Origin of the sequence: Bacillus inaquosorum KCTC 13429, assembly GCF_000332645.1 — a bacterium.
Lineage (GTDB): Bacteria > Bacillota > Bacilli > Bacillales > Bacillaceae > Bacillus > Bacillus inaquosorum.
Genome location: NZ_AMXN01000008.1, coordinates 134,673 through 149,647 on the forward strand (window position 1 = coordinate 134,673; position 14,975 = coordinate 149,647).

Here is a 14,975-nt window from a genome sequence, read left to right on the forward strand (position 1 = left end):
GCACACTCTTACTATATCATACAGGAAAATGCCGCAAAGATGAACATATCCGCACAGACTGATAAAAATATCCAAGCTCTTACAAACCCACGCGGCACAAGGGTTTATTAATAACAAATAGTATTTTCCATTAACTTACTAATAAAAGTAGTTGTCTGAAAACTATTTTTGTAGTTCCTCTTCAAAAGATAAATTTACCGGTTCATCTAAAAGTTCTCCCGGCATTTCAAGGTTTGTTGAAGGAACGCTCTCATCTACCTCTTCAAAAACAACATGATCCATCCACACCTGACCCGGCCCAGATAATTGGACACCAAAAGATATCACAGCGCTATTTTCAGGGACATCTAAAACGACAGCATAATGATTCCAATTGGTTGTTCCGGTAATAGGTCTGTTGCTCATATTATCAAATTGGAGAACATCATCAGCAGCACTGTCAACCCGCATCCAAAGTGAGGCAAAATGCTGCACTCCTTTTGTTTTGATAAAACTTGATAGACGAAGCCTTTTTCCTAGATAGCGATCTGCTTTGAATTGCTGCATCATCGTCGCAAATTCACCGATATCCTGCACCATCGTTGACTTTAAATATCCTGAAGCTTTTCCCTGATGTACATTTTCCCGGTCAACTCCCATTTCGAATTGGAACGGATGGCTCCCGCTCAATACCCACCCCTTCATTTTTTTCTCCATGTAAGATTCCTCCTTTTTTGAAGTGAAACGCTTCATAAATGTTCGATATGCGCCAGGCGGCATGTGATACAGCTTTTTGAACGTCCTCGTAAATGCTTCTTGAGATTCAAACTGATAATACAAAGCAATATCAATAATACGAAGATCTGTATAAAGCAAAGCTGCCGCTGCATTCGCAAGACGTCTTAACCGAATATAAGAAGCAACTGACATGCCGACTTCTTTTTGAAAAATCCGATGAAAATGGAATTTTGAAAAGCCTGAAACGTTTACAATATCCTCATTTGATATTTGCTCATGTAAATGTGATTCAATCCAATCGATCGTTTTCTGGACAGCTTTTTCATAATACATTGCACGCTTCAATCTCCTTTCTGTTTTAGAATAATGGATCACGGCTTATATGTTTTGATTATTTTTGCGATATGTAAAAACCCCCTGTTATACCACAGGGGGACACTGCTCACTTGATAATGGCAGATGGCGTGATATGCTCCAGCCAAATGACACCGTCATATTGTTCCTTCAGGATCATCTGCTCTTCTTTGTCCCCCCAATAGAGTGCTGTCCGGGGGGTGTACATCCACGAAGTGCCTTTCTTGTTTTTTGTATGGAGAAAATCAACAAAGACAGCTGGATGGTTCGCAGCTTTCAGCAAGGCTTCGAGACTTCCAGATGGCGGCGGGCTTGTGACCGGCATAACGGTCTTATTATCTGAACTATCCAGACTCGCACCTGAGTAAGCATAAATGCCAATCGTATATGTTTGTTTTTTCAGCCGCTCCGGCAAATAATCACCCATGTTAGGGCCGTTTAGCTGTACCCAGTCCTTTATCATTTTGGTATTCTGTTTACGAAGATGGTAGTTGTGGCCCCAGACAATGATTTTCTTTTTGGGATAAAGGGTTTCCGCAACCCACTGAAATTGTTCAGCCATCATGCGGTCTCTCATAAAGAATGAAAAATCCTCAATATTCTCCGGATAATCCTCTAGTTTTTCTTTCATTTCTTCCAGCATATACGTTTCCATTACGTTAATTCTCAGCTGAAGGGAATGCATAAACATCTCATAAGCTTTCGGCTCTTTCGGAAGGTGGGCTTTTAGCTCTGAAGCATGTGTTTCAGCGAACTTAATCAGCCCCTTATAGTTTTTCACAAGCTTTTCCTTCTTTTGCATAAATTCATCAAACGTGTTGCTGTCTGTCACCAATTTAGAAAAGTCATTTTCTGATTGGGAGAGCAGCTCTGCTTTTTCAGGGTCCACCGCTTTTACCCATTGATTTGCAGCATCATTGAATGAATTCCTCATGCTTTGAATATCAAATCCCGTAAGGATAAGCGGATCGCCTTTCTCTTTTTGCTCTTTCATGTAATCAAACAGTTCAACGACATCTTCTGTGTGCCAAACAGCGTAAATGGAGTTTTTCATCGTGTTTTTAGAGGTTAGTTGGTCCATATTAAGGTAGGATGCATTTGTATCGGGAAAGCCAGACTCAAAGGCCAATACATCGTATCCCAGTTCTTCGTGGAGGTATTTGATCATGCGGACCTTTGTTACATTGATTTCGCCAGCGCCATGTGTGGTTTCTCCTAACTGAACGATTCGTTTTCCTTTCAGCACCTTCTTGAGAAAGCGAAGGTCTTTGTTTGAGGCATCGGAAGAATCCAGTGGATGTGCATGTCGTTCAATCCAGCGTTCCCAATGTTTTTCTTCAGAAGCAGCACGGGCTGAGGCTGAAAAAGAAGAAAACACCAAACAGACAATCAGCAGCGGCAGAGCCATTTTCATTATCATTCGTTTCAATTCTATCTCTCCTTTTCTTCTGGGTTCTCTAGTAGTTACGAGATAGATATAGAAAAAGTTTCCTATATTGACCAACAAAAAAAGCTTCTCTACTGAAAGAAGCTTTATCTCGATCCTCTCATCACTTGATGAAAGTAAAACCGATACGTATTTCGTAAGAATGTCTCAACCGGAAGCTGCACATCGGCTTGGTATTTGCTGATGATGAACGGAAACCGCTCGATTCCTTTCTCACGCAAATCACTCGCTTGCTCTTCATCTGTTGCCTTCTCTTGCAGAACCGCTTCAACGATTGGCCAGCACGCTTCCCGCAGTTGTCTCAGGACGGCTTCGTCTCCGGTGTTCTGATAATCTGTGATCCAGCTGATGATTTGTTTCTCCATGAGTTTCACCTTTCTTCAAAAAAAGAGGCGCTGCGTTTATGCGAGCTCCTCTTTTTACTCTTCGTAACCTATCAGTTCTCCGACTTGGACTTCTTGGCCTTCTGTTAAATTGGCGGAAGGCTGGAACGCGTCTTTTTCAAAAATCAAAATGACGGTTGAGCCGAACGAAAAGTATCCCAGCTCCTCGCCGATCTCCAGCTCGTCCCGTGTACTCGTCTGCACGATAGAATTAATATTCATCGCACCGACAGGAATCATCAGGACACTTCGGCCGCCGCCATTCAGCTCGTACACAAACCGGTAATTTTTCGACAAGACATCTTTTCCGTATTTCAGCCCTAATTGATTGACCGGGTATGAGCGATTTCCAAGCTCGGCCAGCTTTTGATACCTGCAGCTGATCGGGGAATGGAAACGGTGATAATGCCGCGGGCTTAAATACAGAACGACAAAGTACCCGCCGTTGTATTGATGGTCTGCGCTTTTACAGCCGGTCAGCTCAGCGAATGAGTAATCTTTTCCCTTTACCGTAAAGGTTTGATTCGGGTTGATTTTCCCCACTGTCTGAACCACCCCGTCAACAGGGCTGACTACCGCATGAGCCTCTTTTGACACCGGGCGCCGCTCCAGATTAATATGTCGAATGAACAATTCGGACAGCGAACTGTAATCAGCGGCCGTACCATTTACATCATCCCAATTTAGCCGAAAATGTTTTGAGAAAAGCGGAATGACCGGTTTGCTGATTTTAGACTCGCAAAATCCTTTAATCAGATAGGATGACAGACGATGATTCGTCAGCTCTATCAATGATCGATACAGAATCTTTACAGCCGTATTAAACATGAATAATCCCTATAACCCTTCCGATTGTAATAAAAATAAAGCACCATAAAAAGGCGCCGATTGCCGCAAACACAATATACGTTTTCAGCTCCATTTTGCCGATTCCCGAAAAGTAGCATGTCACATGTCTGACGCCGGGAATAAAATAACCTAAAATAAGAGAATATGGACCGTATTTCTTCATCCATTTTTCCACTTTCATCATTCTCTTTTCCTTCAATCCAACCCACTTGCCGTACTTGTCGATAAACGGGCGCCCGGCTTTTCTGCCAATCATGTAGCTGATCAGCATACCTAACAAAGCCCCGAAAAAGCTGATCAATATTGAAAGCTCATAATTCAGCACGTCAGTATGTGTGAAGTAACCGACGACGGTCATCATCACTTCATCTGGAATCGGCAACCCAACGATCCCCAAAACCAGCATCAAAAAAATAGCGAGATAACCGTAATCCGCTATGAGCTGCTGAACTAATTCCATCTCTCGGACTCCAGGTTTTCTGCCGCATGTTTTTTAAAGTGAGGAAATTTGATTTTACTCACCATTAAATATGAAAGTCCGCAAGTCCCGATTGCCAGCAGGATCGGGTTATAGACGAAGCTTAGAATAACGAGACACATACCCGCAAATGGAATCGGCATTCCGATAAAGGTCGGAAGCTTGCTTTGCTCAGTGTTAAATTTAGAGAGGCGAAGCATTCCGCAAATGCTGTACGTCAATGCGCATAAGATCCCGATAAATGGAAGGGCGTACAATGCGACACTGTAAGCAAGCATAGAAGGAGCCACGCCAAACGTAACGAGATCTGCAAATGAATCCAGTTCTTTTCCCATATCAGAAACGGCATTCAGCTTACGTGCAGCCATTCCGTCAAAGAAATCAAGAAACATGCCGGTAAAAATGAAAAGCACTGCTGAGTGAATGTTGTGATATAACAAGGAATGAATCGCCAGCAGTCCGCAAGTAAAATTTCCTATTGTAATCATACAGGGGATATAATTCACAGTGTAACCAAACCTCCAATTGTAAAACCATCTATATCATTCGACGATATGGATCGAATAGCGTTACAGGAAAAATTTTCTCTATTAAGCATAATAACATAGAATGCCCCCAAAAAAGCAGCACTCAAATTCTATTATTATACAACATTTGTTACCTTTTGAACAATGAATGCCATTCTTTTCATGTTTCTGACAATTTTATTCCTCGCTTAAAAAGGACAAGACACGTTGATTGACGTACTCTGCCTGCTCCAGAGATAACAGATGTCCGGCGTTCTTCACAATTTCTGCCTGAATTCCCGGCACCAATACCGAAGCCCGTTCTAAAGCCATTTGCTGATGGTACATGACCTCGTGCTCCCCGAACATCAGCAGTAGCGGGACCGCAATCGATTTCAATTCCCGGTCTGTGAACACATATGGAAAGCCATTTTCTGTCGGCTTCAGGCTTCTTTGTTCATCCTGCCAATCCACACCCGCCACAATTTGTTTTTGCAGCAGAGGATGCAGATCATAACGGCTATCCGTGATCCACTTGATATATGCCTCAGCCCCCCTTGCCCCTGTAAGCCCCGCAGCGTATTTATAGACATCCGGATGAAATGATATAAACGCTTCAGCAGGACTCATAACAACTGCCCGCTCTACTCTTTCAGGCGCTTGAAGCAAGAAATTCACGATATGGGACCCGCCAAGCGAAAGGCCGGCCAGATGTGCCGTCTGAAGTCCGAGCGAATCAAGAACGTCTTTCAGCCAGACTGCGCAATCAACTCTGTTATCCAAAGGAGCTGATGGTATACTTTTATTTTTGTCTCCTATTATATCGACCGCATATGTACGATAATGACTGCTCCACGCCGCAATATTCGGATACCACATAGCAGAGCTGAAGAGCCCTCCGTGAAGCAAAACGAGCGACGGTGCGTCCTTTGGCCCACTTGCAATGATATGTGTTTTTCCAAAACGAGTAGAAACATAGAATGCTTCCGACCCAATCGGCCACAAAGAAAGGCTTTGATCATATGCCTGGTAAAAGCGAAGGCCGCTTTCTGCCGCGGCAAGCTGCATCGAATCTTGTGTCATCTTCTTCTTTTTCCTCCGGGTTTGATTGATATAAAATAAAGGATAATGCCCCTTTTGTCTCGTAAGAAAAAATGCCTATTTCTCATTATCTCATATTATAAATTTCCAGTATATAGCTTGGCTTCCTGTGAAAATAAAAAAAAGGCAATTTCCCTTAAAATCAGGAAAACCGCCTATTCTTTGAAAACTAAAGGAATAACCTTATCTTTTTTATCCTCTGTTAATGAGATGTGATGGGTTACTGATTTTTCACCCTTCGTCAATGCGACGGAGTAGTCACCTTTTTTGCCGGTGTCCCATTTGATGTCTCCGTTTTTGTCTGTTTTACCGAGTATCTCGCCAATCTCTGTACTCGGCTCCTGGTCTGAGGCCGGTGCTTTAACGATCGTCACTTGAACCCCTTCGATCGGCAGCCCCTTGGCATCCTCCACATGAAGTGTGACAGGAATAGCCGTTTCTTTCTGAGCAGAATGCGTCTGTGAACTGCATCCGCATAAAAACAAAATAGATATGAAAATGGCTAGTTTGCTGTATTTATTGATTTGCCCAATATTGAATATTGTTGAATACATCGTTCGTCACCCTTGTTCCCAAGTTATATGACGATCCCCCGTTCGTGTGAATCGCAATAGCTGTCTGCCCTGTATCACTGTAGTTTCGATAAACTGGCGAGCCGCTTTGGCAGCCGTACGTATCAGTTGTATAGGTCAGCTTATACGTTTCAGCGGAACGAATCGGCTTTGTATCAGACCACATCGTGCCAAATGTCTTGTCACACGGGAATCCTGTCACTGACGAGGAAAGGCCCACGGGACTGCTGCTGTTTGTTGTCCGATAGCCGTACCAGCCAACCGTGTTTCCAGGAGAACCGTTTAATTTAACAGCTCCGTAATCATAATTGGTGTTTTTGCTTTCCGTCCATCCTTTGACGGAGTAAAACATCGTGCCAGAATAAGTTCCGTATGGATATGACGAATCATTGCGTCCCGGCGCGGCGGTTATCGACGAAGCCCATCCGTGATCCTGGCTGTACACACAATGTCCAGCCGTTACGACTGTATTCGGATTGACTAAAAATCCGGTACATCCATAAGTGCTTGAGGTGTTGGGATACTTGATTGACAGTTGAACAGTTGCTCTGTAAGGAAAAGATGTAGTACTGGAGATTCTAGTGCGTTCATCGGTTCCGATGATACTTGAAGGCTGTAAGGTTTTAATGTTTTTTTCCAGTTCCGTTTGGCCGTATAGCGATTTACTTGTTTTCCCAGTTCCCTCATAAGGGGCGGAAACCTGTTCTGCTTTTGACGTTTGGTTTTTCTTGACATCAGCTTCTTTACCGGTGTTTGAAACAGAAGTTTGCGGGTTCTCTGCCGCTTTTGCCGGTACTCCGAAAGATACCGCCGCTGCCAAAGCCAAGCACAAAACCGTTAAGTAAGCGAAGCGTTTTTTTCTGAATGTTGAAACTAATTTCATTTTGTCATCTCCCTCCTTTTGTGTCAACCACCCTTATTGATGGAAGACTTTTACATTATAATCAGGTTTCTGATTCTTATGATAAAACTTTTATGGAGGATGAAAAAAACAGGCCTTGTCCAAGACAAGGCCCGCTCAAATTTTATTTTATAAATAGCTGATCCAATGCCTTCTTTGCGTTCTCTCTCGCTGTTTCAGCTGTATCAGCCGCAGAAAGCGCAACCGCCATACGGCGTCCGGCTTTCGTTATCGGCTTACCAAATACGCGAACTTGTGTCTTCGGAACTGCCAGTGCGTTTTCCAGTCCTTCAACAGTGTAATCCACTGATTCTTCCGGTGCTTTGAGGGGCCGGCTGGCGCCAGGAGAAAGCTGTGTGATTTCTGTAATCGGAAAGCCGAGAATCGCACGAACATGCAGCGCAAATTCTGACAAATTTTGCGTCACCAGCGTGACAAGGCCCGTATCATGCGGACGAGGTGATACCTCACTGAAATACACCTTATCTTTCGCAAGGAACAGCTCAACGCCAAACAGGCCGTATCCGCCAAGCTCATCTGTAATGGCTTTCGCAATATGCTTCGCTTCTTCCATTTGCTGCTCTGTCATATGATGAGGCTGCCATGATTCGATATAATCTCCGTCCTTTTGCACATGACCGATCGGCTCACAAAATGTCGTGCCGTTTACCGCACGTACGGTTAAGAGCGTAATTTCTGATTCGAATGGAATAAACTCCTCAACGATCACGCGGCCGTTTTTCACCCGTCCGCCTTCCATCGCCGTCTCCCAGCAGCTCTCTAAATCTGTTTCAGAGCGGCACACGCTTTGCCCTTTTCCAGAAGAACTCATCAATGGTTTAACGACACAAGGGAAGCCGATCTGAGCTGCCGCTTGTACAAATTCCTCATATGTATTCGCGAATTCATAGCCAGCGGTCGCAAGTCCGAGCGTTTCCGCCGCTAGCCGTCTGATGCCTTCACGGTCCATCGTCAGCTTCGCCGCACGCGCATTCGGGATGACGTGAAACCCTTCCTCTTCAAGCTTCAGCAATTCATCCGTCGCGATGGCCTCAACCTCAGGCACAATCAAATCCGGCTTTTCTTTCTCAATAATGGTTCTGATCTGTTCGCGGTCCAGCATATCAACGACATAGCTGTTATGCGCGACCTGCATCGCCGGAGCATGCTCGTAACTGTCAACCGCCACCGTCTGTACCCCAAGACGCTGGGCTTCAATCACTACCTCTTTTCCTAACTCACCTGAACCTAACAATAAAACCTTCTTTGATTGATACATCTTTGCCCCTCCTATCTGTTTCCCAACCATTATAACTGAAATATTCGAAAAATAAATTTTTATTAAAAAGACAAAATAATAACGGCCTTAATTTGTATCTTGAGCAAAAAATATTCACAAATGTTGTGCAGATAAAGTTATTATTGAAGAATAAAAATCTTTGCATTCTTAATCGAAAGCAGACCAATAACGGGTCTGCTTTCTCTATTCCAAACAGCAACATCATACAAGAAATCCCCAAAAATCATGCTACACTTAACCCAAGACCACCACACCGACAGGAGGCATCCCATGCAAAACGAAACCCGAACACTGCAACTTGACCCGCATCTTCATATAGAAGCCTACCGCTTCAAGGGGATTATGCAAAAATTCCCGAACCACTTCCACGATTATTATGTGATTGGCTTTATTGAAAAAGGACAGCGGTATCTGGCCTGCCAAGATCAAGAATATATCATCAATCCAGGTGATCTTCTCCTCTTTAACCCCCGTGACACGCATAGCTGTGAGCAGATTGACGGGCGGACGCTTGATTATCGGTGTATCAATGTGATGCCCGATGTCATGGAGAAGGCGGTCGAAGAGATTACGGGCGCCGGGCATCTCCCTTATTTCTCCCAGCATGTGTTATTCCGCCACGAGCTGACATCCAGCCTGCAGGAATTGCACATTCTGATTTCCGAGAAAAAGCAGGCTTTGCGCAAGGAGGAGCTGTTTCTTCATTTGCTGGAAGAGCTGATCCGCCGTTATTCAGACGTCACGTTCCTCAACAGCATTCCGGAACCATCCGACGAAGTCAAAATGGTTTGCGGATTTCTAGAAAAACATTACGCTGAGAACGTTACGCTCAATGATTTGAGTGAATTAACAGGCTGGAGCAAATATCATTTATTGCGTTCATTTACAAAACAAAAAGGAATTACGCCTAATAGCTACCTGGAGACAATCCGGATTAATCAAGCGAAAAAACTCCTTGAACAAGGGGTAAGACCGATCGATGCGGCATTTCAGACAGGATTCAGCGATCAAAGCCATATGACGAAGTTTTTCAAACGGCAGGTGGGGCTGACGCCGAAGCAATACATGAAGATTTTTGAAAAGGAGCTTCAAAGATGAGCATCACACAAAGAGAAACGGCCGGGCATACCGCAGCCATTGTGACCATTCTGATTTGGGGGACGACCTTTATTTCGACAAAGGTGCTGCTGGCTGATTTTACGCCAATGGAAATATTATTTTACCGGTTTTTGATGGGCTTTATTGCTCTTATTCTCGTACGTCCCAAAATGATTCCATTCAAAAACTGGCGGAAGGAGCTGTTATTTGCCGGGGCAGGTTTATTTGGCGTAACACTTTACTTTTTATTAGAAAATATAGCCCTTACGTATACATACGCTTCAAATGTCGGCATGATTGTGTCCATTATCCCGATGATTACTGCTGTACTGGCTCACTTTCTGCTTGAAGGCGAAAAATTGCGGCTGACTTTTTTCATTGGATTTGGGGCAGCACTGATCGGGCTTTTATTGATTACGTTCAACGGCAATGTCGTACTGCGTCTGAATCCGTTCGGAGACATCATGGCAGTCGGTGCCGCTCTCGTGTTTGGAGGCTACTCGATTTTCATGAAAAAATTAAGCGCGTACGATTATCACATCATCGAGCTGACACAGAGAGTGTTTTTGTACGGTTTGTTGTTTATGGTTCCCGCTTTATTTTTGTTCGACTTCCATTTTGACCTGAGCCGATTTTCATCCGCTTCAAATGTACTCAATATGCTCTTCCTCGGCATCGGTGCTTCCGCCCTGTGTTTCGCCACATGGAATTACTCAGTCGGCGTGCTCGGCGCCGTCAAATCCAGCGCGTATATTTACATGGTCCCGGTCATCACAATCGCCGCTTCCATCCTGTTCCTGCACGAAAACATGACCTGGATCGCTCTTCTGGGAGGTGCGCTTACACTTTTAGGCCTCTACATTTCAGAGCTGAAACCGAAGGCGAAGCTGATGGAGAACGGATTTAAAAAAGATGCTTATATCAGTCATCACAAGAAATAAATGACCTTCAACAAAGATCCGCCAGCTTAGCACGGTATAATCCACCTTAGTATAAGAAAAAATACAAAAAGGCATCTCTGAATAATACAAAACCAGAGATGCTCCTTCTCTTTATCCCTTCTCCACAACAGCCGCACTGTCACGTATGACCGACGCGGGCTCCCTCAGCATCGCATTCATCACGCTCGCCAGCACGAGCATCCCAATCGACAAATAAAAAGCCAGTGTATACTCACCCGTTACAGTATAGATGACGCCGGGCACATATGCGCCGAGTGCCGAGCCGATTTGATGGGCGAGTGACAGCCAGCCGATCATGAGGCCGATCGAGTAGTTTTGAAAGTACTGGGTGGCGAGCATCTGAGTCGGTGCTACCGTTGCGAAGTCCACTAATCCAAACAAAATGGCAAAGGCTAACAGCAAGTAGGGCTCGTGGCTGTAAATCAGAATCACGATCGACAGCGCGCGCACCGCATATAAAAAGCACAGGATTTTCCGGCTGCTCCACCGATCAGCAACAATTCCGGACAGTAAGATTCCAGCGATATTAAAGCCGGCGAGCAGACTGACAGCTGCACTTGTGACTGTCGTTGAAAAGCCGTGATCATGAGAAAACGGAATCAAATGGGTATCCATCAGCCCAACGGTCGTAAATCCGCAAATCAAAAACGGCAAAATCAAAAACCAGAATTGTCTCATGCGAAACATCCCGGTCACTGAAAGAGCTGTTGTTTTGGGTGCTGTTTCTTTTTCCGCTTCAGCCAGCCCGCCTATTGGCTCTGCATTCTTTTCTGAAGGATTGTTCCGCAGCAGCAGTGCAGCCGGAAAGACAATCACCATTAACAACAACCCCAACACTACAACCGTCAGCTTCCAGCTAAACCAATGGATCAGCATGAGTGAGCCAGGAACAAGAAGCATCTGCCCCGCCCCAAAGCCTGCTTCCATGATCCCAAAGGCTAGTCCCCGCTTTTTGCTGAACCAATTGACGACTAATACACTTGCGGCCACATTCGACGCTCCGCCAACGCCAAGCGAGACACCCAGCCCATAAAGCAGAAACAGCTGCCAAGGCGAAGTGACAAAGTATGTTAAGAAAATGCTGACTCCTGTCAGTAACGCACTCCATGACAAAACTGCCCGAGCACCCCATTTGTCCACAAGCCGCCCGATCACAGGCTGTGATATGCCATAAACAATAAAACTCAGCGTAGAAATCAGCGAGATGGTGCCTCTATCCATTGAAAACTGCCGTTCCCATGGCTCCACAAATGCACCAAACGACAGACGCACGCCCTGAACGGCCAATAAGATCAAAAAGGTGACGGAAACGATGATCCAAGCATAGTGCAGTCTTTTCATGACAGCTCCAGATCCCACCGTTCTTCTGTCAGACGCTGTCCCCATAATGGCGCTTCTTTTTTCACTTCACTTACCCTGAATCCAAATTTTTCGTAGAGCGGACGAGCCTCAGCCATGGTGCTCACCGTCCAAAGGAAAATGCGTTCAAACTTCATGTCTCGGCAGTATGCAAGTAGATGCTCCATCAATTGAGTGCCGAGCCCTCTGCCTCGAAAAGCGGCATCAACGAGGAACCATCTGAGCTGCACTGTCTGTTCATCATGTTTGACCAACCCGACACATCCGGCAAATTTCCCGCCGCTTTCCGCGATCCATATGTTTTCGATTTCCGCATCAAATGTCTCATGAAGATAAGCTAAAAACGTGTCGTCCCAGCCATGAGCCTCCGCATAAAAGTGTCTCTGTTTTTCGATGAGAAGCTGAAGATCATCCGAAAGAAAATAATCTCTAATCGATATGTCTGGCGTTCTGGAAGAAAGCGACTGTGAAAGGATCGCTTCAATTTCTGCCATCGCTTCCGCAAGCTTGTGCTGGTCCTTTTGGTCAATTTCATTCAGCATCAGTTCCACTTGTTCGTTGGCTTTCTCCTCCAGCTTTTTATAAATCGTTTTCCCCGTTTCCGTGACATAAATATAATGGTGGCGGGCGTCATCTTTGCTCCTTTGTTTATAGATCAAATCTTCTTTTTCAAACTGTTTCAAAATCCTGCTGACATATCCCCGGTCAAGCCCAAGCTTATCCTGAAGGGCTTTTGCGGTACAATGAGGCGTATTATAAATTTCAAATAAAATCCTTGTTTCTGTTAAGGAAAACGGGCTGTCGTAAATGTGCTCATTAAGGAAGCCAAGAACATTCGTGTAGAATCGATTGAACTTTCTGAATTTTAATCCGACAGTTGATTCGCTGGTTTTCAAACTCATCCCCACTTTCTTATATCGTTGATTAAGTCAATTATAATCAAATATAGTTGCCATAGTCAACGATATGTTAGAAAGTGGGGCATTTTCATTTTCCTGAAGCTTTTCTTTTCCTGATCACAATCAATGTGATATAGGATAAAGCCAGCGAAACCAAGCTATAGACAACAACCCACCCTAAAAATGATTCGTTAAAAATGGTAAAAGTGAGCACTAACGAAATGAGCAGACTAAGCATTGGCATGAGATACACGTTTTTACAAACACAAGTCCCGGCAACCGATATCAATATAATCCCTAACGGTAAAATACCGAATGCAATATCTAATTCATCCACCTGCAACAGCCTCCCTCCAAATTTTTATGCTGCCTGCAAAAAAACATAACCGCAATAAGTAAGAAGAATTTTAAAATCCAATTAGAAAATTACCCGTTTACAATCACTCCGGACTATGATAATTTAAGAAAGCGCTATCACGATAAGTTAATAGCTTGGATGGAGATGAGGAGAGCCAGGAATCAATCCCCTTTTTAACAAGGGGTGTTTTCTGGCTCTTTTTATTTTTCAGAAAGGAGGCACACCACACATCCAGCACATACAGCAAAGGAGGATGATTTTGATGTTTCATATATTTAAACCGGCTCCTCATATTGAGAGACTGGATGATTCAAAGACGGATGCGGCTTATAAAAGACTAAGGCTGCAAGTATTCATTGGTATTTTCATCGGCTACGCAGGCTACTACCTGCTGCGGAAAAACTTTGCCTTTGCCATTCCTTATCTGCAGGAACAGGGGTTTTCAAAAACAGAACTGGGCTTAGTGCTGGCCGCTGTGTCGATTGCGTACGGTTTCAGCAAATTTATTATGGGCATGGTGTCTGATCGCTGTAACCCAAGGTATTTTCTTGCGACAGGCTTATTTTTATCAGCAATTGTTAATATCCTTTTCGTTTCAATGCCTTGGGTGACTTCGAGCGTCACCATCATGTTTATCTTTATGTTTATCAACGGATGGTTTCAAGGAATGGGCTGGCCGCCATGCGGAAGGACGATGGCCCATTGGTTTTCCATTAGTGAACGCGGCACCAAAATGTCGATCTGGAATGTCGCCCATAACATAGGCGGCGGAATTCTCGCACCGCTTGTCACTCTTGGCATCGCGATGTTCGTGACTTGGAAAAGCGTGTTTTTCTTCCCTGCCATCATTGCCATTATCATTTCATTTTTGATTGTTTTATTGGTGCGCGATACGCCTCAATCTTGCGGACTTCCGCCAATTGAAGAGTATCGGAATGACTATCCAAAACACGCTTTTAAAAATCAGGAAAAAGAATTAACAACAAAAGAAATTCTTTTTCAATATGTACTGAACAATAAATTTCTTTGGTACATCGCGTTTGCCAATGTATTTGTTTATTTCGTGCGGTACGGCGTGGTTGACTGGGCGCCTACTTACTTAACAGAAGCCAAAGGCTTTTCTCCTGAAGACTCGCGCTGGTCGTATTTTCTTTACGAATACGCCGGCATACCGGGAACCATCTTGTGCGGATGGATCAGTGACCGATTCTTCAAAAGCCGACGGGCACCGGCAGGCGTTTTGTTTATGGCGGGCGTTTTCATTGCCGTATTGGTGTACTGGCTGAATCCGGCCGGCAATCCGCTGGTAGACAACATCGCCCTGATCAGCATCGGCTTCTTAATCTACGGACCTGTTATGCTGATCGGCCTGCAAGCGATTGATCTCGCGCCTAAAAAAGCAGCCGGAACTGCAGCCGGTTTGACCGGATTTTTCGGATACATCGGCGGATCTGCTTTCGCAAACGCCATTATGGGCTTTGTCGTTGACCGGTTTGATTGGAACGGCGGCTTTATTATGCTGATCTCTTCCTGCATTCTTGCTATCGTCTTTTTAGCTATGACGTGGAATACAGGAAAACGGGCTGAGCACGTTTAAGAAAGAAACATAAAAGATTAATAGTTTTCCAACACGCCGTTTACATCTGTTTTTTAATATGAAAGACAGGTACTGCCTATCTATAAGGAGGAGA

General features: G+C 44.5%; 16 protein-coding genes. 3 read left to right on the top strand and 13 right to left on the bottom strand.

The window, feature by feature from the left end; all coding sequences use genetic code 11:
- Window positions 1-162: 162 nt before the first annotated feature.
- The 10 genes from BSI_RS03260 to purT form a co-directional block, all read right to left on the bottom strand.
- Window positions 163-1,050 (bottom strand): helix-turn-helix transcriptional regulator, encoded by an 888-nt coding sequence (locus BSI_RS03260; RefSeq protein WP_003241376.1) that lies wholly within the window; start codon window positions 1,048-1,050, stop codon window positions 163-165.
- A 109-nt stretch (window positions 1,051-1,159) separates the two neighbouring features.
- Window positions 1,160-2,500 (bottom strand): erythromycin esterase family protein, encoded by a 1,341-nt coding sequence (locus BSI_RS03255; protein WP_003241378.1) that lies wholly within the window; start codon window positions 2,498-2,500, stop codon window positions 1,160-1,162.
- Between the two features lie 104 nt (window positions 2,501-2,604).
- On the bottom strand, window positions 2,605-2,883 hold the full coding sequence (locus BSI_RS03250; RefSeq protein ID WP_003241380.1) for a hypothetical protein: 279 nt from the start codon (window positions 2,881-2,883) through the stop codon (window positions 2,605-2,607).
- A gap of 54 nt (window positions 2,884-2,937) precedes the next feature.
- On the bottom strand, window positions 2,938-3,729 hold the full coding sequence (locus tag BSI_RS03245) for a phosphatidylserine decarboxylase (RefSeq protein WP_003241382.1): 792 nt from the start codon (window positions 3,727-3,729) through the stop codon (window positions 2,938-2,940).
- Complete coding sequence (locus BSI_RS03240) at window positions 3,722-4,210, bottom strand: DedA family protein (RefSeq protein WP_003241384.1); 489 nt, start codon at window positions 4,208-4,210, stop codon at window positions 3,722-3,724. Before BSI_RS03240 ends, BSI_RS03245 begins: the two co-directional genes overlap by 8 nt.
- Window positions 4,201-4,734, bottom strand: a complete 534-nt coding sequence (pssA, locus tag BSI_RS03235; RefSeq protein WP_019257348.1) for a CDP-diacylglycerol--serine O-phosphatidyltransferase — start codon at window positions 4,732-4,734, stop codon at window positions 4,201-4,203. The genes BSI_RS03240 and pssA overlap by 10 nt, the downstream gene beginning before the upstream one ends.
- Window positions 4,735-4,932: 198 nt before the next feature.
- Window positions 4,933-5,817 carry an enantioselective carboxylesterase CesB gene (gene cesB / locus BSI_RS03230; protein ID WP_003241388.1) on the bottom strand — a complete coding sequence of 295 codons (885 nt, stop codon included), beginning with the start codon at window positions 5,815-5,817 and terminating at the stop codon, window positions 4,933-4,935.
- Window positions 5,818-5,990: 173 nt separating this feature from the next.
- Window positions 5,991-6,389 carry a YbfJ family protein gene (locus BSI_RS03225; protein WP_003241390.1) on the bottom strand — a complete coding sequence of 133 codons (399 nt, stop codon included), beginning with the start codon at window positions 6,387-6,389 and terminating at the stop codon, window positions 5,991-5,993.
- Window positions 6,352-7,290, bottom strand: a complete 939-nt coding sequence (mpr, locus tag BSI_RS03220; protein WP_003241392.1) for an extracellular metalloprotease Mpr — start codon at window positions 7,288-7,290, stop codon at window positions 6,352-6,354. Before mpr ends, BSI_RS03225 begins: the two co-directional genes overlap by 38 nt.
- Before the next feature lie 142 nt (window positions 7,291-7,432).
- On the bottom strand, window positions 7,433-8,587 hold the full coding sequence (purT, locus tag BSI_RS03215) for a phosphoribosylglycinamide formyltransferase 2 (protein ID WP_003241394.1): 1,155 nt from the start codon (window positions 8,585-8,587) through the stop codon (window positions 7,433-7,435).
- A 291-nt stretch (window positions 8,588-8,878) separates the two neighbouring features.
- Here purT and BSI_RS03210 point away from each other — a divergent pair, with 291 nt between their 5' ends.
- Both BSI_RS03210 and BSI_RS03205 read left to right on the top strand, forming a co-directional pair.
- Complete coding sequence (locus BSI_RS03210) at window positions 8,879-9,706, top strand: AraC family ligand binding domain-containing protein (RefSeq protein WP_003241396.1); 828 nt, start codon at window positions 8,879-8,881, stop codon at window positions 9,704-9,706.
- Window positions 9,703-10,647 carry a DMT family transporter gene (locus BSI_RS03205; protein ID WP_003241397.1) on the top strand — a complete coding sequence of 315 codons (945 nt, stop codon included), beginning with the start codon at window positions 9,703-9,705 and terminating at the stop codon, window positions 10,645-10,647. Before BSI_RS03210 ends, BSI_RS03205 begins: the two co-directional genes overlap by 4 nt.
- A gap of 111 nt (window positions 10,648-10,758) precedes the next feature.
- Here BSI_RS03205 and BSI_RS03200 read toward each other — a convergent pair whose 3' ends face one another.
- From BSI_RS03200 to BSI_RS03190, 3 genes are all read right to left on the bottom strand, one after another.
- Complete coding sequence (locus BSI_RS03200; RefSeq protein ID WP_003241399.1) at window positions 10,759-12,009, bottom strand: MFS transporter; 1,251 nt, start codon at window positions 12,007-12,009, stop codon at window positions 10,759-10,761.
- The gene (locus BSI_RS03195) at window positions 12,006-12,923 is read right to left on the bottom strand and encodes a bifunctional helix-turn-helix transcriptional regulator/GNAT family N-acetyltransferase (protein WP_080030900.1); all 918 of its coding nucleotides are present in this window, start codon (window positions 12,921-12,923) and stop codon (window positions 12,006-12,008) included. The genes BSI_RS03200 and BSI_RS03195 overlap by 4 nt, the downstream gene beginning before the upstream one ends.
- A 91-nt stretch (window positions 12,924-13,014) precedes the next feature.
- Window positions 13,015-13,263, bottom strand: a complete 249-nt coding sequence (locus BSI_RS03190; protein ID WP_003241403.1) for a YbeF family protein — start codon at window positions 13,261-13,263, stop codon at window positions 13,015-13,017.
- Between the two features lie 283 nt (window positions 13,264-13,546).
- Here BSI_RS03190 and glpT point away from each other — a divergent pair, with 283 nt between their 5' ends.
- On the top strand, window positions 13,547-14,881 hold the full coding sequence (gene glpT, locus BSI_RS03185; RefSeq protein ID WP_003241404.1) for a glycerol-3-phosphate transporter: 1,335 nt from the start codon (window positions 13,547-13,549) through the stop codon (window positions 14,879-14,881).
- The last annotated feature ends 94 nt before the right edge of the window (window positions 14,882-14,975 follow it).